The organism is Streptomyces camponoticapitis (assembly GCF_014646115.1).
Lineage (GTDB): Bacteria > Actinomycetota > Actinomycetes > Streptomycetales > Streptomycetaceae > Streptomyces > Streptomyces camponoticapitis.
In genome coordinates this window covers 178087-199985 of sequence record NZ_BMMV01000014.1, presented here as the reverse complement: position 1 = coordinate 199985, position 21899 = coordinate 178087, and the positions used below count along the sequence as shown (strand labels likewise).

20 protein-coding genes and 1 pseudogene are annotated in these 21899 nt (G+C 70.9%); 17 read left to right on the top strand and 4 right to left on the bottom strand.

What is annotated here, in order from left to right; all coding sequences use genetic code 11:
- Nucleotides 1-78 precede the first annotated feature (78 nt).
- Nucleotides 79-1506 (top strand): argininosuccinate lyase, encoded by a 1428-nt coding sequence (gene argH, locus IEY79_RS22075; RefSeq protein ID WP_189109288.1) that lies wholly within the window; start codon nt 79-81, stop codon nt 1504-1506.
- Between the two features lie 63 nt (nt 1507-1569).
- Here argH and IEY79_RS22070 read toward each other — a convergent pair whose 3' ends face one another.
- Nucleotides 1570-3789, bottom strand: a complete 2220-nt coding sequence (locus tag IEY79_RS22070; protein ID WP_189109287.1) for an NADP-dependent isocitrate dehydrogenase — start codon at nt 3787-3789, stop codon at nt 1570-1572.
- 122 nt (nt 3790-3911) lie between these two features.
- Here IEY79_RS22070 and IEY79_RS22065 point away from each other — a divergent pair, with 122 nt between their 5' ends.
- From IEY79_RS22065 to IEY79_RS22025, 9 genes and pseudogenes are all read left to right on the top strand, one after another.
- Nucleotides 3912-4457 (top strand): TetR/AcrR family transcriptional regulator, encoded by a 546-nt coding sequence (locus IEY79_RS22065; RefSeq protein WP_189109286.1) that lies wholly within the window; start codon nt 3912-3914, stop codon nt 4455-4457.
- Nucleotides 4457-6042: pseudogene (locus IEY79_RS38430) on the top strand (MFS transporter). The gene IEY79_RS22065 and the pseudogene IEY79_RS38430 overlap by 1 nt, the downstream one beginning before the upstream one ends.
- Before the next feature lie 72 nt (nt 6043-6114).
- Complete coding sequence (locus IEY79_RS22055) at nt 6115-6360, top strand: hypothetical protein (RefSeq protein WP_189109285.1); 246 nt, start codon at nt 6115-6117, stop codon at nt 6358-6360.
- Nucleotides 6357-7406 (top strand): AAA family ATPase, encoded by a 1050-nt coding sequence (locus tag IEY79_RS22050; RefSeq protein ID WP_229701019.1) that lies wholly within the window; start codon nt 6357-6359, stop codon nt 7404-7406. The genes IEY79_RS22055 and IEY79_RS22050 overlap by 4 nt, the downstream gene beginning before the upstream one ends.
- A complete protein-coding gene (locus IEY79_RS22045; protein ID WP_189109284.1) occupies nt 7403-8413 on the top strand; it encodes a DUF58 domain-containing protein in 1011 nt (336 codons plus the stop codon). Before IEY79_RS22050 ends, IEY79_RS22045 begins: the two co-directional genes overlap by 4 nt.
- Complete coding sequence (locus tag IEY79_RS22040) at nt 8410-9360, top strand: VWA domain-containing protein (RefSeq protein WP_189109283.1); 951 nt, start codon at nt 8410-8412, stop codon at nt 9358-9360. Before IEY79_RS22045 ends, IEY79_RS22040 begins: the two co-directional genes overlap by 4 nt.
- A gap of 13 nt (nt 9361-9373) precedes the next feature.
- Complete coding sequence (locus tag IEY79_RS22035; RefSeq protein ID WP_189109282.1) at nt 9374-10276, top strand: S1C family serine protease; 903 nt, start codon at nt 9374-9376, stop codon at nt 10274-10276.
- Between the two features lie 183 nt (nt 10277-10459).
- Nucleotides 10460-11128 carry a response regulator transcription factor gene (locus tag IEY79_RS22030; RefSeq protein ID WP_189109281.1) on the top strand — a complete coding sequence of 223 codons (669 nt, stop codon included), beginning with the start codon at nt 10460-10462 and terminating at the stop codon, nt 11126-11128.
- Nucleotides 11125-12408 (top strand): sensor histidine kinase, encoded by a 1284-nt coding sequence (locus tag IEY79_RS22025; protein ID WP_189109280.1) that lies wholly within the window; start codon nt 11125-11127, stop codon nt 12406-12408. Before IEY79_RS22030 ends, IEY79_RS22025 begins: the two co-directional genes overlap by 4 nt.
- 73 nt (nt 12409-12481) lie before the next feature.
- Here IEY79_RS22025 and IEY79_RS22020 read toward each other — a convergent pair whose 3' ends face one another.
- Complete coding sequence (locus tag IEY79_RS22020) at nt 12482-13105, bottom strand: lysophospholipid acyltransferase family protein (protein WP_373292592.1); 624 nt, start codon at nt 13103-13105, stop codon at nt 12482-12484.
- 287 nt (nt 13106-13392) lie between these two features.
- On the opposite strand from IEY79_RS22020, the gene IEY79_RS22015 reads away from it, so the two are divergent.
- Both IEY79_RS22015 and IEY79_RS22010 read left to right on the top strand, forming a co-directional pair.
- The gene (locus tag IEY79_RS22015; RefSeq protein ID WP_189109279.1) at nt 13393-14559 is read left to right on the top strand and encodes a glycerophosphodiester phosphodiesterase; all 1167 of its coding nucleotides are present in this window, start codon (nt 13393-13395) and stop codon (nt 14557-14559) included.
- 359 nt (nt 14560-14918) lie between these two features.
- Complete coding sequence (locus tag IEY79_RS22010) at nt 14919-15422, top strand: GNAT family N-acetyltransferase (protein WP_189109278.1); 504 nt, start codon at nt 14919-14921, stop codon at nt 15420-15422.
- Nucleotides 15423-15437: 15 nt separating this feature from the next.
- Here the strand turns inward: IEY79_RS22010 and IEY79_RS22005 are convergent, their stop codons facing one another.
- Together IEY79_RS22005 and IEY79_RS22000 are read right to left on the bottom strand one after the other, a co-directional pair.
- Nucleotides 15438-15878: a hypothetical protein gene (locus IEY79_RS22005; protein WP_189109277.1), complete on the bottom strand. Its 441-nt coding sequence runs from the start codon at nt 15876-15878 to the stop codon at nt 15438-15440.
- 2 nt (nt 15879-15880) lie between these two features.
- Entirely contained in the window at nt 15881-16240 is a 360-nt protein-coding gene (locus IEY79_RS22000; RefSeq protein WP_189109276.1) for a hypothetical protein, read from the bottom strand.
- 621 nt (nt 16241-16861) lie between these two features.
- On the opposite strand from IEY79_RS22000, the gene IEY79_RS21995 reads away from it, so the two are divergent.
- From IEY79_RS21995 to cbiE, 5 genes are all read left to right on the top strand, one after another.
- Nucleotides 16862-17962 (top strand): methionine ABC transporter ATP-binding protein, encoded by a 1101-nt coding sequence (locus IEY79_RS21995; protein ID WP_189109275.1) that lies wholly within the window; start codon nt 16862-16864, stop codon nt 17960-17962.
- Nucleotides 17959-18627 carry a methionine ABC transporter permease gene (locus IEY79_RS21990; RefSeq protein ID WP_189109274.1) on the top strand — a complete coding sequence of 223 codons (669 nt, stop codon included), beginning with the start codon at nt 17959-17961 and terminating at the stop codon, nt 18625-18627. The genes IEY79_RS21995 and IEY79_RS21990 overlap by 4 nt, the downstream gene beginning before the upstream one ends.
- Before the next feature lie 94 nt (nt 18628-18721).
- Complete coding sequence (locus IEY79_RS21985; RefSeq protein ID WP_189109273.1) at nt 18722-19582, top strand: MetQ/NlpA family ABC transporter substrate-binding protein; 861 nt, start codon at nt 18722-18724, stop codon at nt 19580-19582.
- Nucleotides 19583-19700: 118 nt separating this feature from the next.
- Nucleotides 19701-20339 carry a GNAT family N-acetyltransferase gene (locus tag IEY79_RS21980; RefSeq protein ID WP_229701018.1) on the top strand — a complete coding sequence of 213 codons (639 nt, stop codon included), beginning with the start codon at nt 19701-19703 and terminating at the stop codon, nt 20337-20339.
- A gap of 177 nt (nt 20340-20516) precedes the next feature.
- Nucleotides 20517-21737 (top strand): precorrin-6y C5,15-methyltransferase (decarboxylating) subunit CbiE, encoded by a 1221-nt coding sequence (gene cbiE / locus IEY79_RS21975; RefSeq protein WP_189109271.1) that lies wholly within the window; start codon nt 20517-20519, stop codon nt 21735-21737.
- Nucleotides 21738-21899 lie beyond the last annotated feature (162 nt).

The window sequence follows — 21899 nt, the reverse complement described above, 5'->3', positions numbered from 1 at the left end:
CGCCCCTTCCCGAAAGTCCTCAACCGCCGGCCGGGCTCGTTCTGAGCCCGGCCGGCGCACGTAAGGAGCAATCGAGCAGTGAGCAGCAACACCGGTGACGTCCGGCTCTGGGGCGGCCGTTTCGCCGACGGTCCCGCCGAGGCCCTGGCCAAGCTGTCGGCGTCCGTGCACTTCGACTGGCGCCTCGCGCCGTACGACATCGCGGGCTCCCGCGCCCACGCGCGCGCGCTCAGCAAGGCCGGCCTCCTCGACGAGGAGGAGCTGGACCGGATGCTCGCCGGGCTCGACCGGCTGGAGGCGGCCGTCGTCGACGGCTCCTTCACCGGGACCATCGCCGACGAGGACGTCCACACCGCTCTCGAACGCGGTCTCCTCGAACAGCTCGGCCCGGACCTCGGCGGCAAGCTGCGCGCCGGCCGGTCCCGCAACGACCAGGTCGCCACCCTCTTCAAGATGTATCTGCGCGATCACGCCCGGATCATCGGCGGACTGATCGCCGAGCTCCAGGACGCGCTCGTGGGCCTCGCCGAGGCGCATCCGGACGTGGCCATGCCTGGCCGTACGCATCTCCAGCACGCCCAGCCGGTGCTCTTCGCCCACCATCTGCTGGCGCATGTGCAGTCCCTGTCGCGGGACGCGGAGCGGCTGCGGCAGTGGGACGAGCGGACGGCGGTCTCCCCGTACGGCTCCGGCGCGCTCGCCGGGTCGTCGCTGGGGCTCGACCCGGAGGCGGTCGCGGCGGATCTCGGCTTCGAGCACGGCTCGGCCGCCAACTCGATCGACGGGACCGCCTCGCGGGACTTCGTCGCCGAGTTCGCCTTCATCACGGCGATGATCGGTGTGAATCTCTCCCGGATCGCCGAAGAGGTCATCATCTGGAACACGAAGGAGTTCTCGTATCTCACCCTGCACGACGCGTTCTCCACCGGCTCGTCGATCATGCCGCAGAAGAAGAACCCGGACATCGCCGAGCTGGCGCGCGGCAAGTCCGGCCGGCTCATCGGCAATCTGACCGGGCTGATGGCCACGCTGAAGGCGCTGCCGCTCGCGTACAACCGCGATCTCCAGGAGGACAAGGAGCCGGTCTTCGACTCCTGCGACCAACTGGAGGTCCTGCTCCCGGCGTTCACCGGGATGATGGCGACGCTCACGGTCAACCGGGAGCGGATGGCGGAGCTGGCCCCGGCCGGGTTCTCGCTCGCCACCGACATCGCCGAGTGGCTGGTCCGGCAGGGCGTGCCGTTCCGGGTCGCGCACGAGGTCGCGGGTGAGTGCGTCAAGGTGTGCGAGCGGCAGGGGATCGAACTGGACGAGCTGACAGACGAGCAGTTCGCCGGGATCTCGGAGCATCTGACCCCGGAGGTCCGTACGGTCCTCAACGTCTCCGGCGCGCTGGCGTCGCGGGACGGGCGCGGCGGTACGGCGCCTTCGGCGGTCGCGGTCCAGCTCGCCGAGGTGAAGACCGACCTGGCGCTCCAGCACGCGTGGGCGACGGCCAAGAAGTAGCCGGAACGAGAACGCCGGGCGGCCGCGTGCGCGGCCGCCCGGCGCCTTCATGCGCGAGCCGGATCAGCCCAGCGTCGAGATCGCCTGGTTGAACGTCTTCGACGGCCGCATCACGGCCTCGGCCTTGGCCGGGTCCGGCTGGTAGTAGCCGCCGATGTCCGCGGGCGACCCCTGCACGGCGAGCAGTTCGTCCACGATCGTCCGCTCCTGCTCGGCCAGCGTCTTGGCGAGAGCCGCGAACGCGGTGGCGAGCTGTGCGTCCTCGGTCTGCTTGGCCAGCTCCTGCGCCCAGTAGAGCGCCAGGTAGAAGTGGCTGCCGCGGTTGTCGATCCCGCCGACCTTGCGGCTGGGCGACTTGTTCTCGCTCAGGAAGGAGCCGGTGGCGCGGTCGAGGGTGTCGGCCAGCACCTGGGCGCGCGCGTTGCCGGTGCTCGTCGCGAGGTGCTCGAAGCTGACGGCCAGCGCGAGGAACTCTCCCAGGCTGTCCCAGCGCAGGTAGTTCTCCTTGACCAGTTGCTGCACGTGCTTCGGCGCGGAGCCGCCCGCGCCCGTCTCGAAGAGCCCGCCGCCGTTGATGAGCGGCACGACCGAGAGCATCTTGGCGCTCGTACCGAGCTCCAGGATCGGGAAGAGGTCGGTCAGGTAGTCACGCAGGACGTTGCCGGTGACCGAGATGGTGTCCTCGCCGCGCCGGATGCGCTCCAGGGAGAACGCGATCGCCTCGACGGGCTTCATGATCTCGATGCGCAGGCCCTCGGTGTCGTGCTCGGGCAGGTACGTCCTCACCTTGGCGATCAGGTTGGCGTCGTGCGCGCGGCCCTCGTCCAGCCAGAACACGGCCGGGTTGCCGGTGGCACGCGCGCGGCTGACGGCGAGCTTGACCCAGTCCTGGATCGGCACGTCCTTGGTCTGGCACATCCGGAAGACGTCGCCGGCGCTGACGGTCTGCTCCAGTACGGCGTTGCCCGCCGCGTCCACGACGCGCACCGTGCCGGTGGCCGGGATCTCGAAGGTCTTGTCGTGGCTGCCGTACTCCTCGGCCGCCTGTGCCATCAGACCGACGTTGGGCACCGAGCCCATGGTCGACGGGTCGTAGGCGCCGTTGGCGCGGCAGTCGTCGATGACGACCTGGTAGATGCCCGCGTAGCTACTGTCCGGGATGACGGCGAGCGTGTCGGCCTCGGCGCCGTCCGGGCCCCACATATGGCCGGAGGTGCGGATCATGGCCGGCATCGAGGCGTCGACGATGACATCGCTCGGCACGTGCAGATTGGTGATGCCCTTGTCGGAGTCGACCATCGCGAGCGCCGGGCCCTCGGCCAGCTCCGCGGCGAAGGACTCGGCGATCTTCGAGCCGCCGGGCAGCGACTCCAGACCCTTGAGGATGCCGCCGAGACCGTCGTTCGGGCTCAGACCCGCCTCGGCGAGCGCGTGACCGTGCTCGGCGAATGTCCTGGGGAAGAAGGCGCGCACTGTGTGACCGAAGATGATCGGGTCGGAGACCTTCATCATCGTGGCCTTCAGGTGCACCGAGAAGAGCACGTCCTCGGCCTTGGCGCGGGCGATCTGCGCCGTCAGGAACTCACGCAGCGCCGCGACGCGCATCGCCGACACGTCCACGACCTCACCGGCCAGCACGGGCACCGACTCACGCAGGACGGTGGTGTTGCCGTCGTCGCCCACCAGCTCGATCCGCAGCGCGCCGTCCTCGGTGATCACGGCGGACTTCTCGGTGGAGCGGAAGTCGTCGGCGTCCATGTGCGCGACGTTCGTCTTCGACTCGGCCGTCCAGGCGCCCATCCGGTGGGGGTGCGCCTTGGCGTAGTTCTTCACCGAGGCGGGGGCGCGGCGGTCCGAGTTGCCCTCGCGCAGCACCGGGTTCACGGCGCTGCCCTTGACCTTGTCGTAGCGGGCCCGTACGTCCTTGTCCTCGTCGGACTTCGGGTCGTCCGGGTAGTCCGGGAGCGCGTAGCCCTGCTGCTGGAGCTCGGCGATCGCCGCCTTCAGCTGCGGGATCGAGGCCGAGATGTTCGGCAGCTTGATGATGTTGGCCGCGGGGGTCTTGGCCAGGGCGCCGAGCTCGGCGAGTGCGTCGTCGATCCGCTGCCCCGGTTCGAGACGGTCGGCGAAACCGGCGATGATCCGCCCCGCCAGGGAGATGTCACGGCGCTCCACCGTGACCCCGGCCGTCGAGGCATAGGCCTCGACCACAGGCAGGAATGAGTAGGTGGCCAAGGCCGGGGCCTCGTCGGTGTGCGTGTAAATGATGGTCGAGTCTGTCACCGGGTGCTCCGCTCCACGTCTGCAACATTGCTCGACATCAAGATATCCCGTGGCCGGGTCCCACTTGACAGTGGCCCGCAAGGAGTGAGACGTCAGTGTCTCATTTGGGTTATGGTTGTCTCATGACAGTCGATCGTGACCAGGTTCTGCGCACCGCCGCCGCCCTCCTCACCCGCAAGCCCACCGCCACCATGGACGAGGTCGCACGGGCCTCAGGCATCGGCCGGGCCACCCTGCACCGGCACTTCGCGGGGCGTGACGCCCTGGTCAAGGCGCTGGAGGAGCTGGGCATCCGGGAGTTCGAGGCGGCGCTCGACGCGGCACGGACGGACGAGGGACCCGCGAGCGACGCCCTCCGCAGGCTCGTCGCCGAGGTCGAGCCGGCGGCCGGGCTCCTGGCCTTCCTCGTCACCGAGAACCAGCTCTTCGAGGGCGAGGTGAACGAGGGCTGGGACCGGCTCGACGCCCGGGTCTCCGCGCTCTTCCGGCGCGGACAGGAAGGGGGCGAGTTCCGGATCGACCTGCCTCCCGCCTGGCTCACCGAGGCGTTCTACGGGCTCGTCGGCACCGCCGCGTGGGCGGTCCAGGACGGGCGGGTCGCCGCGAAGGACTTCCAGTACATGATCGCCGAGCTGCTGCTCGGCGGAGCACGACGGAGCGTGGAGTGATGGCCGGCACCGACCGGGCGGCGAGGGCGCCGGACGCGACGCACCGCCCGGGGCGCTGGCTCGCCCTGTCCGTACTCGTCCTGGCCGTGCTCCTGGTGGCGGTCGACGCCACGGTGCTCGGCCTGGCCACACCGTTCCTGAGCGAGGACCTCAAGCCGTCCGGCACCCAACTGCTCTGGATCGGCGACATCTACTCGTTCGTCATCGCCGGCCTGCTCGTCACCATGGGCAGCCTGGGCGACCGGATCGGGCGCAAGAAGCTGCTGCTGACAGGCGCGGTGGCGTTCGGCGCCGTCTCCGTACTCAACGCCTACGCGACCAGCCCGGAGATGATGATCGCCGCTCGGGCGCTGCTGGGTGTCGCCGGTGCGACGCTGATGCCGGCCACGCTCGCCCTGATCCGCAACATCTTCCACGACCCCAGGGAGCGCAGCGTCGCCATCGGGATCTGGGGCGCCGCGGCGTCGGCGGGCGCGGCCGTGGGCCCGGTCGTCGGCGGATTCCTGCTGGAGCACTTCTGGTGGGGCTCGGTCTTCCTGATCAACCTGCCCGTCATGGCGGTCCTCGTCCTCGTCGGCGTGAGACTGCTCCCGGAGTCGAGGAACCCCGCGCCGGGCCCCTGGGACCCGGCGAGCGTGGTGCTGTCCCTCGTCGGGATCGTCGGTGTCGTGTACGCCATCAAGGAAGCGGCGGCGTACGGGCTGCGCTGGGACATCGCCGCGGCTGCCGTGACCGGCGTCGTGGCGCGCTCGTCAGCTTCGTCCGCAGACAGCTGAGGATCCGTCACCCGCTCCTCGACGTGCGGCTGTTCAGGAACCGCGGCTTCTCCGGAGCCGTACTGGCCGACCTGCTGACCATCTTCGGTCTGTCCGGGCTGATCTTCTTCCTCTCGCAGTATCTGCAACTCGTCCAGGGGCGAGGACCGTTGGAGGCGGGCGTCGCCGAACTGCCCGCCGCCGTGGGCGCGGTGACGGCGGGTCTGCTGGCGGGACGGGCCGCCCGGCGGTTCTCCGTACGGTTCGTGGTGGCCGGCGGCCTCGCCGGTGTGGGGCTCGCTACCGCCGCACTCGTCGGACTGACCGTCAACACCGGCTACCCGATGCTCGGCGCCGTGCTGCTCGTGGTCGGCGTCGGCGCGGGATTCTCCTTCACGGTGACGGCCGACGTGATCCTCGCCGGTGTCCCCAAGGAACAGGCGGGCGCGGCGTCGGCGGTGTCGGAGACGGCGTACGAACTGGGCGCCGCGCTCGGCATCGCGCTCCTCGGCTCGATCGTCACAGGCTTCTACCGGGGCTTCCTCACCCCGGAGGGCGTACCGGCCGGGACGGCGGCCGCCGCGCACGAGTCCCTGGGCGGCGCGGTCGAGGCGGCGCGCGGTGTCCCCGCCCACCAGGCGGCGGAACTGGTCGCGGCGGCCCGGGAGGCGTTCGTCCACGGCCTGAGCATCGCGGCGGGCGCCGGTGCGGCCGTCCTGCTCGCGACATCGGTGGCGGCATGGTTCCTGCTGCGCGGGCAGAAGCTGGCGGACCACATCGAGCCCCCGGCCGACACCGAACCCCTGACCGGCGAGCATCCCTCGCTTTAGGTCCGTTTTCGCCTTCGCCTGATGGTCTGTGCCCCGACACCGGCTCGTCCCAGCCCGAAGGAGCGACAGACCATGACACGTCGTACGCGCAGCACCGCCCTCGCCGCGATCACTGTTCTGGCCGCGGCGGGGATCACCGCCGTCGGCGGCGCCGCTCTCGCCGACGGCGGCGGCACGCCGCCCGACGAGGTGCGTCTCGTCGTCGACGAGGAAGCCCCCGGCGCCGCCGTCGCGGACAAGGACGACTGCCCGGAGAAGCAGGCTCCGCCGTCGCCCGCCGGGGCGGCGGACACGGCGAATCCCGCGGACGCGCTGTGACCGACGCCCACACCGTCGAGGAGAAGCTGCTCGAAGAGGCGCTGTTCGAGGTCAAGCGGGTCATCGTCGGCCAGGACCGCATGGTGGAGCGGATGTTCACCGCCGTACTGGCCCGGGGGCACTGCCTGCTCCAAGGCGTGCCCGGCGTCGCCAAGACGCTCGCGGCCAAGACCCTGGCGCACGTGGTGGGAGGGGAGTTCACCCGGCTCCAGTTCACCCCCGACCTGGTTCCCTCCGACATCACCGGCACCCGGATCTACCGGCAGTCCAGCGAGACGTTCACCGTCGAACCCGGCCCCGTCGTCGCCAACTTCGTCCTCGCCGACGAGATCAACCGCGCCCCCGCCAAGGTCCAGTCCGCCCTCCTCGAAGTCATGGCCGAACACCAGGTCTCCATCGGCGGCACGACCATCGAGGTGCCCCGGCCCTTCCTCGTACTCGCCACCCAGAACCCCATCGAGTCCGAGGGCGTGTACCAACTCCCCGAGGCACAGCGCGACCGCTTCCTGCTCAAGGTCGACGTCGCCGCCCCCTCCGAGGCCGAGGAACTCGCGATCCTCTACCGGATGAGCGTCGACCCGCCGAAGCCCCGGCTCGTCCTCACCCCCGACCTGGTCATCGGCCTCCAGCGGGCCGCCGACAACGTCTTCGTCCACCACGCCGTGGCCGAGTACGCGGTACGGCTCGTCTGCGCCACCCGTGAACGCGCCCACGCCGACGGCCGGTTGGCGCACGGCGCGGGCCCGCGCGCCACGCTCGGACTCGTCGCGGCGGCCCGCGCCACCGCCCTGCTGCGCGGCCGGCGCTACGTCCTGCCGCAGGACGTGCGGGACCTTGCCCACGAGGTCGTCGCGCACCGCCTGGTGCTCTCCTTCGACGGGCTCGCCGACGGTGTGACGGCCGCGGAGATCGTCGACGAGGTCCTCACGGCCGTCGACCAGCCCCGGATCACCCCGCGCCAGGACCCCGGGGCGGGAGCGCCGGCCGCCGACGGACCCGGTCCGGCCGGGCCGCCCTGGACCGAGCACCGCGAGGACGCGGCATGACCGGTCCCACACTCCGCGAACTCACCCCCGAACAGGCCCTGCGCCATCTCGAACTCCTCTTCACCCGGCGCCCCGACGGACTCCTCCAGGGCGACCACCCCGGCCGGCACGGCGGCCCCGGCAGCGAACCCGCCGAGACCCGCCTGTACGAGCCGGGCGTCGACGACGTCCGCCGGATGGACTGGAACGCCACCGCCCGCACGACCCGTCCCCATGTCCGCCGCACCCTCGCCGACCGCGAACTCACCACCTGGATCGTGCTCGACGCCACCGCCAGCATGGACTTCGGCACCGCACGGATGGAGAAGCGCGACCTCGCCGTCGGCGCCGCCGCGGCCGTCGCCTTCCTCACCGAACGCACCGGCAACCGCATCGGCGCCCAGATCACCGGCCCCGGCGGCATCCGGCGCATCCCGCCACGCGGCGGACGCGGCCAGCTGCTCGTCCTCCTGCGAGCCGTCCTGGAGCGCCCGCGCGAGCCCGCCGTGCCGGAGCGGCTCCACGGGCACACCCTCGACACGGCGCTGCGCGCCCTGCACACCCTCCAGCCGCCGCGCGGCCTGGTCGCCGTCGTCTCCGACTTCCTGGAGACCGGCTGGGAACGCCCGCTCCGCGTGCTCGCCCACCGCCACCAGGTGCTCGCCGTGGAGATCGTCGACCCGCGCGAAATGGAGCTGCCCGATGTCGGCATGCTGACACTCGTCGACCCCGAGACCGGGAGAAGCCGTGAAGTACCCACCCACTCACGGAAGTTGCGGGCGCGCTACGCCGAGGCCGCCCGGGAACAGCGCGCCCTGATCAGCCGGTCGATCCGCCGCTCGGGCGCCGCGCATCTGCGGCTGCGCACCGACCGCGACTGGGTCAGGGACGTCGTCCGCCACGTCGAGGCCCAACGCCGCGCGACCGGCGGCGCGATGGCCGGCGGCGGTGCGGCCGGCGGCGGTTCGGGCGGACGCGGCGAGGGTGGCGGCGCGGCCGGAGACCCGGGCGGGAGCGCCGGCACATGACGCTGCTCTCGCCCGCCTGGCTGCTCCTGCTCGTCCCCCTCGCGGGGCTGGTCGCCCTCTACGCCGTCGTACAGCGCAGACGCGGACGCTACGCCGTGCGCTTCACCAACCTCGACCTGCTGGACAAGATCGCGCCCGAGCGGCCGGGGCGCCGCAGGCACATCCCCGCCGCGGCCTTCTGCGCCACCCTGGCCCTGCTCGTCGTCGGCTTCGCCCGGCCCACCACCGAGGTACAGGTGCCGCGCGAACGGGCCACCGTCGTCGTCGCGTTCGACGTCTCCGCCTCCATGGAAGCCACCGACGTCAGCCCCAGCCGCTTCACCGCCGCACAGCGCGCCGCGCTCGACTTCGTCGACCGGCTCCCCGCACGCTTCAACGCCGGCCTCGTCCCCTTCAGCGGCTCCGCCACCGTCGCCGTACCTCCGACGACCGACCGCGAAGTGCTGCGCTCCGCCATCGGCGGACTGACCACCGGCGAGGGCACGGCGATCGGGGAGGCCGTCGTCGCGGCGCGTGACGCGGTCAGGGACCTGGACGAGCGGGCGGAGCAGGACCCGCCGCCGGCCCACATCGTGCTCCTCTCCGACGGCACCAACACCGCGGGCCGCTCGGTCGCCGAGGCCGCGCGGGAGGTGGCCGGTGACGCCATCCCCGTGTCGACCATCGCGTACGGCACGGAGGAGGGCATCGTCGAACTCCCCAACGGCACCACGCTGGAGGTCCCCGCGGACGGCCCCGCCCTGGAAGCGCTCGCCGCCGACACCGGGGGCGACTACCACGAGGCCGCGTCCGGAGAGGAACTCCAGCAGGTCTACGAGTCCATCGGCAGCTCCGTCGGACACCGCACCGAGGAGCGCGAGATCTGGCAGTGGTTCGTCGCCGCGGGACTGCTCACCGCCCTCGCGACCGCCGCCACGTCACTGCTCTGGTTCTCCCGGCTTCCCTAGGAAGGGAACGACCATGTCCGACAACCGAGTTCACGGGCTGGGCGAACCACGCGGCCCCTCCTTCGTCCCCGGGCGACCGCCGCTCCCACGGCCGCCCGGGGGCCCGTCGCCGTACGCCGACACGCCCGCGCCGTACGCCACCCCCGGCACCCCGCCCACTCCACGAGCCCCCGCCCGCCCCCGCCCCGTCCTCGCCGCCGTCCTGGCCGCGCTCCTCACCGGGAGCGCCGCCGGGGCCGTCGCGGGCTACGCGAGCGGCGCCTCCGGCGACGGCACCGGCCCGCCGCCCGCCGCCGAGGCCGCGGGCGGCGCGCCCGCGGGGCTCGAAGGGGTCGCCGCCCGCGTCCTGCCCAGCGTCGTGTCGGTCGGCGCGGGCGGCTCCGGCGGGTCCGGCTTCGTACTCGACACACAGGGCCGCATACTCACCAACGCCCATGTGGTCGCGGGCAGTTCGGAGGTCTCCGTGGTCCTCGACGACGGCCGCAGACTCTCCGCCGACGTCCTCGGCCGGGACCCCGCGCACGACATCGCCGTCCTCCAGACGGAGACGACCGGCGGTCTGCGGCCCGCCCAGGTCGCGACCGGGCCCGGGCCGGCCGTGGGGGACGCGGTCCTGGCCATCGGCTCCCCGCTCGGTCTGTCGGGCACGGTCACCGCCGGGATCGTCAGCGCGCTCGACCGCGAGGTCAGTCTCGGCGGCGGAGGCGGCGGCCGGACCGCTCTCCAGACCGACGCTTCGATCAACCCGGGCAACTCGGGCGGCCCACTGGTGGACGACCGGGGCCGGGTGATCGGCATCAACACCGCCATCGCCACCCTCGACCGCGGCGGCGGGGGCGGCTCCATCGGCATCGGCTTCGCGATCCCGGTGGACGAGGCGCTCCGGGCGGCCGAGTCCATCATCGACGGTGACTGAGGCTGTCCTGTCGATCAGGCCGGATCAGGGAGCGCCCGCCCCCGAGCGGCTGATGTCACGTGGTGCGGTGCGTCGCGAGGCGGGGGATCGTCCTCGTACCGGGCGGACTTGGACGAGTCCGACGACGCGGCGAGGTGCCGTGCCAGACGTACCGGGCCCACCTACGGAGGTTAGGTTCGCGTCATGAGAATCCTCGCGGTCGAGGACGAGGCCGACCTGGTCGCCGCGCTCCGGGTCGGTCTCGTCCGCGCCGGTTACGCGGTCGACTGGGCCGGCGACGTCGACTCCGCACTGGAGAAGCTGTCCGTCAACGACTACGACCTCGTCCTGCTCGACCTGATGCTCCCCGACGGCGACGGCTTCTCCGTCTGCCGCGCCATCAGGGCCGCACCCGGCGGCCCCCGCATCCTGATGCTCACCGCACGCGACCGTCTCGCCGACCGGGTACGCGGCCTGGACGAGGGCGCGGACGACTATCTGGTCAAACCCTTCGCCCTGCCCGAGCTGCTGGCCCGCATCAGGGCCCTGCTGCGCCGTGAGGACAGCGGTACGTCGGTCGTCACGGTGGGCGAACTGCGCCTGGACACCGCCCGGTTCGAGGCTTTCCGGGGCGAGCGCCCGCTCCGGCTGACGTCCAAGGAGTTCGGCGTCCTGCACTATCTGATGACCCGTCCCGGCCGGGTGGTCCCCGCCGAGGAGCTGCTGGAACACGTCTGGGACGAACACGCCGACCCGTTCACCAACACCGTGCGGGTCACGGTCGGTTCGCTGCGCCGAAAGGTCACCGGCGAGGACACGCCGCTCATCGAGACCGTCATACGCCAGGGCTACCGGCTCATGGACACCCCATGACCCGGGGCTTCCGGCGCGTCGGAAGGGCCGGCGGAGCGCCGGCCCGTGTCCCGCTGCCCGCCTTCGTCCACACCGTCCGTTTCCGGCTCACCGTGATGTACTCCGCCCTGCTCTTCGTGCTCACGGCTCTGGTGCTCGGCGGCGTCTACGTCGTGGTGGAGAAGAGCGGGGACGCGCACCCCGTCACCAACGAGTACACGGCGGAGAAGTACGTCGGCGGCGAGTACGTGGGCGACTTCGACGTCGTGAAGGTCCGCGACGTGGAAGCCGCGGTCAACTACCAGACACTGCGCAACCTGCGCCGCTTCTCCTTCTTCCTGCTCGGCGGCATCGCCGTCGCCAGCTTCGGCATCGGCTGGGTGCTCTCCGGCCGCGCCCTGCGCCCCGTCCGGGCCATCTCCCGTACGGCGGCCGAGATCCAGGCCACCGACCTCTCCCAGCGCATCCGGCTCACCGGTCCGCGCGACGAACTGCGCGAGCTCGGCGACACCGTGGACTCCATGCTCGACCGGCTGGACGACGGCTTCCGCGCCCAGCGCCAGCTCATCGACGACGCCTCGCACGAACTGCGCAGCCCGCTCACCATCATCCGGGCCAATCTCGACGCCGTGCTGACCTCCGAGGAGTCCGACGAACAGGAACGGCGCGAGGCGGTCAGGATCGTCGACCGGGCGACGACCCGGATGACCCGCCTGGTCGAGGACCTGCTGGCCACCGCCCGCCGCAGCGCACCGGCGCTCGCGGACACGGACGTCGACCTCGCGGTGGTCGCCGACGAGGCATGCGAGGAGTTCGCGGTCCTGGCCGCCGAACGGGGGCTCGTCTTCGACCGGAGGCTGACCCGGGGCGACACCACGATCGGGGACCACGACGCACTGCGCAGGGCCGTCGGCAATCTGCTCTCCAACGCGGTACGGCTCTCCCCGGCCGGTACACGGGTCGTGGTCTCGACCGGGCGGCGCGACAGCTGGCTGTGGGTCTCGGTGCGGGACTCCGGTCCCGGCATCGACGACGACGACCAGGGCCGGGTCTTCGACCGTTTCTGGCGGGCGGGCAGCGGTGGCGGCACGGGCCGCGACAGACACGCGGGCCTCGGCCTCGCGATCGTCCGGCAGATAGTCGAATCGCACGCCGGACAGGTCAGGCTGACCTCCCGCAAGGGAGTGGGCAGCACCTTCGTGCTGTGGCTGCCGGCCGCGGGGGAGACGAGCGGGGGGCAGCCGGAGCCGGGAGGCTCACCGCCGGAGGACGGCCCGCCCGACGAACGACCGTCCGGCTGAACGGGCCGGACGGCGGGTCAGTTCCGGCGGGTCGGTTCCGGCCGGTCAGTTCCGGCCGGTCAGGTCGCGCGGGTCAGGCGGCCTTCGCCTTGGTGGCGTACATGTCCACGTACTCCTGCCCGCCGAGCCGCATGACCTCCGTCATCACGGAGTCGGTCACCGCGCGCAGCACATAGCGGTCGCGGTCCATCCCGTCGTACCGCGAGAACTCCATCGGCGCGCCGAAGCGGACCGTCACCTTGCTCGGCCTCGGCATGCCCGCCCCGTTCGGCTGGATCTTGTCGGTGCCGATCATCGCGAAGGGAACGACCGGCGCGCCGGTCATCAGGGTGAGCCGCGCGATACCCGTACGGCCCCGGTAGAGCCGCCCGTCGGGGGAGCGCGTGCCCTCCGGATAGATGCCGAACATATGACCGTCCTCCAGCACCCGGCGGCCGGTCATCAGCGCCGCGACACCGCCGTGCCCGCCGTCACGGTCCACCGGGATCATGCCGCAGCCGGTGAAGAACCAGGCCATCAGCCGGCCCTTGATCCCCTTGCCGGTGACGTACTCGTCCTTGCCGATGAAGAAGACCTGACGGCTGCCGCAGACGAGCGGCAGGATCATCGAGTCGATGAAGGTCAGATGATTGCCGGCGAGGATCACCGGACCGGTCCCCGGGATGTTCTCGGCGCCCTCCACCCGAGGCCGGAACATCAGACGCAAGATCGGTCCGAGCACTGCCTTGACGAGCGCAAAGCGGGACAACGGGGTCCTCCGGTTGGTGAGCGGTCGTATCGAGCCGACTAACTCGTCGCAGGTGAGGACGATACTCGCGGGTCGGCCCCCGCGCACATCGGGCTTGTCGACCGGACGCGCGGTGTTGACACGAGTTTCCGGTGTGTTCGCACGCGGTCTGCCCGCCGTAGGGTCCGACTCCCTACGATCAAGCCCTTGCTTGACAGGTGCGGGACAGCACATGGACATCACATGAAGGAGCGTTCATGACACAGGGTGCGCAGAACATCCCGGGTCGTAGGACCGTGCTCGGAGCGGCGGTGCTCGGCTCGGCCGCACTCGGTCTCTCCGCCGGTACGGCCGGCACCGCGCAGGCCGCGCAGGCCGGCGGACACGGCGGGCACCGCCCGCCGCGGAGGAGACTGCCCGTGCCGACGATCGTCGGACACCGCGGCGCCAGCGGCTACCGGCCCGAGCACACCCTCGGTTCGTACCAGCTCGCGCTCGACCTCGGCGCGCACGTGATCGAGCAGGACCTCGTGCCCACCAAGGACGGTCATCTGGTCTGCCGTCACGAGAACGACATCACGGGGACCACCGACGTCGCCGACCACCCGGAGTTCGCCGGGCGCAGGACGACCAAGAGCGTCGACGGGGTCAGCCTCACCGGCTGGTTCACCGAGGACTTCACGCTCGCCGAGCTGAAGACGCTGCGCGCCAAGGAGCGCATCCCGCAGCAGCGTCGCAACGGCACGCTCTACAACGGCCGCTGGGAGATCCCCACCTTCGAGGAGGTGCTGCGGTGGGCCGACGAGGAGGGCCGGCGCCGGGGCGAGCCGGTGTGGCTGTACGTCGAGACGAAGCACCCCACCTACTTCCGGGGTATCGGCCTCGGCCTGGAGGAGCGGCTCGCGAAGCTGCTTCGCCGGTACGGCAGGGACCGCCGCGACTCCCCTCTCTTCCTCCAGTCCTTCGAGCCCACCAGCATGCAGCGCATGGCCAAGCTGGTCTCGACCCCGCGCGTCGTGCTCTTCGACGCCGCGGACACCCAGCCGTGGGACCTCAAGCAGGCGGGCGACCCGCGCTTCGTGGCCGACCTCATCACGCCCGAGGGGCTGAAGTGGATCGCGTCGTTCGCGCAGGGCATCGGCCCGTGGCTGGACCTGATCATCCCGAAGGACAAGGACGGCAAGCTGGGCGAGCCGACCACCCTGGTGCGTGACGCGCACGCCAAGGACCTGATCCTGCACCCGTACACGATGCGCAACGAGAACAGCTTCCTGCCGGCCGACTTCCGGGTCGGTACGGACCCGAACGCGTACGGCGACGCCTTCGGGGCCTTCAAGGTCTACTTCGAGCAGGGCATCGACGGCATCTTCACCGACAACCCCGACACGGGTCTGCTGGCCGCCGCCGACTTCAACAAGGACTGACGGCCTGACGGCCGCGGCTGACGGCGAAGACCAGGAAAGAGCCTGATGGTGTGCCCCGGCCGGGCGTCTGCCCGCCGGGGCACACCCGTTCGCCGTGGACGCCGAGTTGGGCGTGAGAGCCCAGAACGTACACCTGGCCCCCATCCCGCGCCGACGGCTGGGAAGTTGTCGTCCGACGGCCCCACCACCCGTGAAATCACAGGAGGGTTGGGTATCTCACAGGTGAGTTTGGAGTCAGTGCGTTCCGGATGCCTGTGATGCCTGGGCAGAATGCTCATCACAGAGGTTGCAGCTCCTGAACTCCGGGGAAAGGAGCGGTAGACAACCGGCGGCAGCAGGTGAGCGGGAGGCATGCACACATGGGCATGAGCGTGACCATCTCAGCAGCGAGTGCACAGGACGCGGAACACATCCTCAAGCTTCAGTACCTGTGTTACCAGAGCGAGGCGGAGCTCTACGGTGACTACACCATCGAACCGTTGACCCAGACCCTTGACGATCTCAAGGAAGAGATCGCCCGCGGCCACGCGCTCGTGGCCAAGCTCGGCGGCGAAGTCGTGGCCTCCGTGCGGGGCGTCGTCGACGCGGAGGGTACGGCCAGGATCGGCAAGCTCATCGTTCACCCACGGATGCGGCACCACGGTCTCGGCGGCCGGCTGCTCGACGCGATAGAGGGCAGCTTCGCCGGCGACGACGCGGCCAAGCGCTTCCAGCTCTTCACCGGCCACCGCAGCGAGGGCAATCTCCGGCTGTACCGGAGCAAGGGGTACGCGCCGGTGGCCAGCGAGCCGACCGGTCCCGGTCTCACGCTCGTGACGCTGGAGAAGGAGGCGGCCACCGGAGCCTTCGCCGCCAGCGCCTGAGGCGGGGCCTCTCGCTCAACCCCGTCGGGACCTGCGCAGCCACAGCATCCCCGTGACCGGCAGCAGCACGGGAATGAAGAGATACCCCCAGCCGAACCCCGACCAGACCGTGGCGTCGGGGAAGGCGGAGGGTTCCACGACCGTCCAGGTCCCGACGGTGAGCACACCGACGAGTTCGCCCGCGCAGCACACCAGCGCCACCTTGCGGGCGGTCTCGCCGCCCCGCACCAGCGTGTAGGTGATGAACACGTAGACGACGGCGGCGACGCCCGACAGCGTGTACGCCAGGGGTGCCCGGTCGAACTTGGTGGAGATCTCGAAGGCCGTCCGCGACACCGCGCCGACCGACATCACCCCGTACAGCCACACGAGCAGCAGGCCGGGGCCCTGGACCAGCCTGGTGCGTCCCGCCGGCCGTCCGTCCGTGCTCGCCGCGGCCCCTGTCCCGGTCTCCATGGTCAGCCTCCCCAGATGTCGTACAGGCGCACTTCGAGTACGGCGAGGACGACGGCGCCCGCCGAGACCGTCGCCGAGCCCCAGCGGGTCCGCTCGGCGAGGGACAGGAATCCGGCCGCCGGTACGGCCGCGAACGCGCCGATCAGATACGAGACGAAGATCACCGAGCCGTCCGCCGGTTCCTCGCCACGCGCCAACTGAACGATGCCGACGACCAGTTGGACGAGCGCCAGCACCGTGACCACTGCCATGCCGATGAAGTGCCAGTCCTTGGTGGGCTGGTCCCGGTACGCGGCGTGACCGCACCAGGCGGCGAGGGCGAGGGCGGCCACGGAGACCGCGATCGTCAGGGCGACAAGCATGTGGTCGAGACTATTACGGCCCGATAAGCCCGGTGTCCTCGCCCCTGCGAGGAACCGGCCACGGGACGCGGCGGGCCGCGGGACCGTGGCCTTGGCCACAGCCCACGACGGCTCCGAGCCCACCACCGGCACCCCGGTCCGCGCCCCCCCGTCTGTATTTGTGCAGGTCGGAGCGGTGTTTTCGAGAAGCGGAGGGCTCTTCGGGAGCCGTTCGGTATGCGGACAGTCGGCCGGAGTCCGGATATACGTCTGCTTTACTTACCGACATGACCACGACGAACAGCCGCACCCTTGCGACCGAGGCGATCACGACGCCCGGTGTTCGTTGTCTGTGTCGAATGTGCGCCCACTGAGGGCCCCTGCCTGAGCCTCGCGCCCCGAAGCGAGACCCGACAGACGCGACGCTACGTCCACGGTTACGTCCGTACCTCCCGTACGCCACGCACCCGGACCACGTACGCCCGCCGGCAGCGCCTCACGGTCACCCACCGCAGCACCCGCGAACGGCCGTGAGCCGCCGCGAGTGGACGTGCCGTGTCGCGCCGCGCCTGTCGGACCGCCCGAACTCCCCTGCCCCGCCCGGCCTTCGTGCCGCGCACCCGACAGTGACGGAAACCCCCTGTGATCACCACTACGGGCCTGACCAAGGTCTATCGGTCCGGCCGGTCGCGCGGCCCAGAGATCACCGCTCTCGACGGCGTCGACCTGCACGTACGCGAGGGCGAGGTCTTCGGAGTCGTCGGCCGCAGCGGCGCCGGGAAGTCCTCGCTCATCCGCTGCGTCAACCTCCTGGAACGGCCCACCGCCGGCACCGTGACCGTCGACGGGACCGACCTGACCGCGCTCGCCGGGCGCGGCCGGCGAGCAGGCAAGGAACTGCGGCGCGCGCGCAGCTCCATCGGCATGGTCTTCCAGCACTTCAACCTGCTGTCGTCGCGCACCGTCCAGGACAACGTCGAGCTGCCGCTGGAGATCCTCGGCCACTCCGCACAGAAGCGTTCGGCCAGGGCACTGGAGCTGCTCGACCTCGTCGGCCTCGCCGACAAGGCCAAGGTCTACCCGGCACAGCTCTCCGGCGGCCAGAAGCAGCGCGTCGGCATCGCACGCGCGCTCGCGGGCAACCCGAAGGTGCTCCTCTCCGACGAGGCGACGAGCGCACTCGACCCCGAGACCACCCGCTCGATCCTGGGACTCCTGCGCGACATCAACCAGCAGCTCGGCCTCACCATCCTGCTGATCACGCACGAGATGGAGGTCGTCAAGACGATCTGCGACTCGGCCGCGCTGATGGAGAGGGGCCGCATCACCGAGTCCGGCACGGTCGGCGAACTGCTCGCCACCCCCGGCTCCCGGCTGGCCCGCGCGCTGTTCCCGGTCGACGGAGCCGTCGCCGGCCCCGGCAGCACGGTCATCGACGTCACCTTCCACGGCGAGAGCGCCACCCAGCCCGTCATCTCGCAGCTGTCGCGCACCTACAACATCGACATCTCCATCCTCGGCGCGGCCATGGACACCGTCGGCGGCCGCCAGATCGGCCGGATGCGCATCGAACTGCCCGGCGCCTTCGAGGAGAACGTCGTACCCGTCGGCTTCCTGCGCGAACAGGGCCTTCAGGTCGAGGTCGTGGAGACGGCCGAAACCGTCGCCGGGGTGCCCCCGACCGCCGACCTGCCCGACGCCACCGAGCCGTCCGCCGCGCTCACCGAGGAAGGTGCCAAGTGACCTGGTCCGAAATGCAGCCACTGCTCAGCCAGGGGACGCTCGACACCCTCTACATGGTGCTGTGGTCGGCGCTGGTCACCGTCGTCGGCGGACTGCCGCTCGGGGTCCTGCTCGTTCTCACCGACAAGGGCGGGCTGCTCCAGAACACCCCCGTCAACAAGGTCGTCGGCGTGATCGTGAACATCGGCCGCTCACTGCCGTTCATCATCCTGCTGATCGCGCTGATCCCCTTCACGACCTTTGTCGTCGGCACCTTCATCGGCCCCACGGCCATGATCGTGCCGCTCGCCATCGGCGCGATCCCCTTCTTCGCCCGGCTCGTCGAGACGGCGATACGGGAGGTCGACCACGGACTGGTCGAAGCCGTCCAGGCCATGGGCGGCTCCATCCCCACCATCGTCCGCAAGGTGCTGCTGCCGCAGGCCCTGCCGTCGATCGTCTCCGGCACGACCACCACCGTCATCGCGCTGATCGGCTACTCGGCCATGGCCGGCGCGGTCGGTGGCGAAGGCCTCGGCTCCAAGGCCGTCACCTACGGATTCCAGCGGTTCGAGAACGGCTTCATGATCGCCACGGTCGTCGTGCTGATCCTGATCGTCACCGTGATCCAGCTGCTCGGCGATCTCGCCGTACGGCTGCTGACCCGCCGGACCCGAACGGCATAGACCGACGGGCGCCGCCGCGCCCCCTCCAGATGTCCCACCGGCCCGCACTCCTTGTCCGGGCCCGAAGCACCCACACCGGAAAGAGGCACTCTTCGTGCGTACTCACCTCAAGATCGCCGCCGCCGCGGCCACCACCGCACTCGCCATCGGCCTCAGCGCCTGCGGCACCTCGTCGGACCCGGCCGAGAAGACCGCGGACGGGGCCAAGGCCGACGAGTCCAAGCCCCTGCTCGTCGCCGCGTCCCCCACGCCGCACGCCGACATCCTGAACTTCATCAAGGACGAACTGGCGGCGGACGCCGGACTCAAGCTCGACGTCAAGGAGTTCACGGACTACGTCCTGCCGAACACCGCCACCGAGAGCGGCGAGGTCGACGCCAACTACTTCCAGAACAAGCCCTACCTCGACGACTTCAACAAGAAGAACGACACCCACATCGTCCCCGTCGTCAATGTCCACCTGGAACCGCTCGCCCTCTACTCCAAGACGGTCAAGGACCTCAGCGGTCTCAAGTCCGGCCAGACGGTGGCGATCCCCAACGACACGGTGAACGAGGGCCGCGCCCTGAAGCTCCTCGCCGACAACGACGTGATCACGCTCGCGGACGGCGTCGGGGGCAACGGCACCCTGGCCGACATCAAGGACGACAAGGGCCTGAAGTTCAAGGAGCTGGAGGCCGCCACGCTGCCCCGGGCCCTGAACGACGTGAACGCCGCCGTCATCAACGGCAACTACGCCATCGAGGCGGACCTCAACCCGGCCGTGGACTCCCTGGCCCTGGAGAAGACCGAGAACAATCCGTACGCCAACTTCCTCGCCGTCAAGGAGGGCAACGAGAAGGACCCGCGGGTGCTGAAGCTCGCGAAGCTCCTCAACTCGCCCGAGGTGAAGAAGTTCATCGAGGACTCCTACAAGAACGGCTCCGTCCTGCCCGCCTTCGGCCCGCCCGCGTAATTTGTCCGCGTAACCCGGCCGTCAATCCGGCGTGAGCCCCGCGCACCCCGCCCGTGTGCGGGGCTCACCCGATGCTGCATGCTGTGCATTTACGACGGACTGAGGCATGGAGCTGCGCATGACTACCACCTTTCCGGACGTCTCCATCAGCACCGAGCGGCTGGTGCTGCGCCCGTTCGAGGACGCGGACATCCCGGCGCACATCGAGATGATGAACGACGAACCGGTCATCGCGTGGACGTCGGCGCCCTGTCCGTACACCACCCGGGACGCCGAGGAGTGGGTCCGCGGAATCGCTCCCGCGGAACGCACCGAGGGGCGCGGACTGGTCCTCGCCGTCACCGAGTTCCTCACCCAGCGCCTCGTCGGCCTCGCACGCCTCCAGAACACCAACTGGCGCACCCGGGCGACCGAGATCTCCTACGTCACCGCTCCCTGGGCGCGTGGCGAGGGGTACGCCACCGAGTCGGTGCTCGCCGTCGCGCAGTGGCTCTTCCGCGACCAGACCTTCGAACGCATCGAGTTGCGCACCGCCGCCGACAACACGGCTGCCCAGCAGGTCGCGCAGAAGGCCGGCTGCATCAGCGAAGGCGTTCTGCGCAACGCGTGGATAGCGCGGACGCAGACCGAGTCCGGCGGCTGGACCGACATCCGTACGGACCTCATCGTCTGGAGCCTGCTGCCCGAAGACCTCGAAGGCGTGGCCGACCAGATGGCGGACGCGGGCGGCTACGGCTCCTACACCGACTGGAACTGAACCCCGGCGCTCTCCCCGTCCCCCTGGTTCTCCCAGGACCCCCGGCGGACCGCGCGACGACCGGCGGGTTACCCTCACACGCACCGCCACGGTGCGGACCCCACACGCGACATCCGATCCGCAGCGGCTCCGCCCTGCGGCAAAACGACCTGACGACCTCCGGGGAGACTGACGACGATGGCCGACCGCGTCACGGTGATCGGCTGGGACGGCTCGCCCCTCGCGCCCGCGGCCACGTCCGCCCTCGCGGCCGCCACACTGGTGGCGGGCGCCGCCCACCATCTCACCCTGCCGGAGATCCCGCCGGACGCCGAACGCATCCGCCTCGGCAGCGTCGATCTCGCGGCCCGCAGGATCGCCGGACACCGCGGCAGCGCCGTCGTGCTCGCCGACGGCGACCCGGGCTTCTTCGGCGTCGTACGCACACTGCGCGCACCCGAGCACGGCCTTGAGGTCGAAGTCGTGCCCGCCGTCTCCGCCGTGGCGACCGCCTTCGCCCGCGCCGGAATGTCCTGGGACGACGCGCAGGTGGTGGTCGCCCACCAGCGCACACTCCGGCGCGCGGTCAACGTGTGCCGGGCGCACACCAAAGTCGCCGTCCTCACGTCCCCGGGCGCCGGGCCCGCCGAACTCGCCCTGCTGCTGCAAGGAGTTCACCGCACCTTCGTGATCTGCGAGGAGCTGGGCACCGAGCGCGAACAGGTGACCGTCCTGACCTCGGACAAGGCGGCCGACCACGTCTGGCGCGACCCCAACGTGGTCATCGTCGTCGGCGGCATCGGCACCGCGCCCGTCCGCACCGGCGGCTGGATCGCGGCACACGACCCCGAGTTCCCGCCCGCCGTGCGGGGCTGGGCGCTGCCCTCCGAGGAGTACGGCGTCGAACTCGACGAGGGCGAGTCGACCTGGCTGCGCGCGGCCCAACTCGCCCGGCTCGGGGCCCGTACCGGCGATCTGGTCTGGGACATCGGCTCCGGCAGCGGCGCGCTCGCCGCGGAGGCGGGACGCCTCGGCGCGGCCGTGATCGCCGTCGACGCGGAACCGGGGGCCTGCGCGAGCACGGCGGCCGCCGCCCGGCGCGCCGGCGTACAACTGGAAGTCGTGGAAGGCCGCGCGCCCCAGGTTCTGGAGAATCTGCCCGAGCCCGACGTCGTACGCATCGGTGGCGGGGGAGTGGACGTCGTCGTCGCCTGCGCCGACCGCAGGCCCGCGCGCATCGTCACCCACGCGGCGACGCGGGACGAGGCGGAGGCCGTCTGCACCGCCTTGCGCGAGGGCGGTTACACGGTGGAATGCGTGCTGCTCCAGTCCGTCGACATGGACACCGAAGCCTGGTCGGAGCGCGAACGCTCGGTGGTTTTCCTGGTCTCGGGAAAGCGGCCGGACCGCGCCCCCTGACCCCGTTGTCGGAGTCGCGAGGTAGGCTGACCGATCGTTGTACCGCAGCCGGGCGTTCGTCGCTTCGTTCGTCAATGTCCGGAAAAGGGGGGCGTTTTGGCCCCTCATGTGGTACGGCTGCACCGGGGGTCGCGCAACGTGGCGCAGCCCACAGACGGCCGC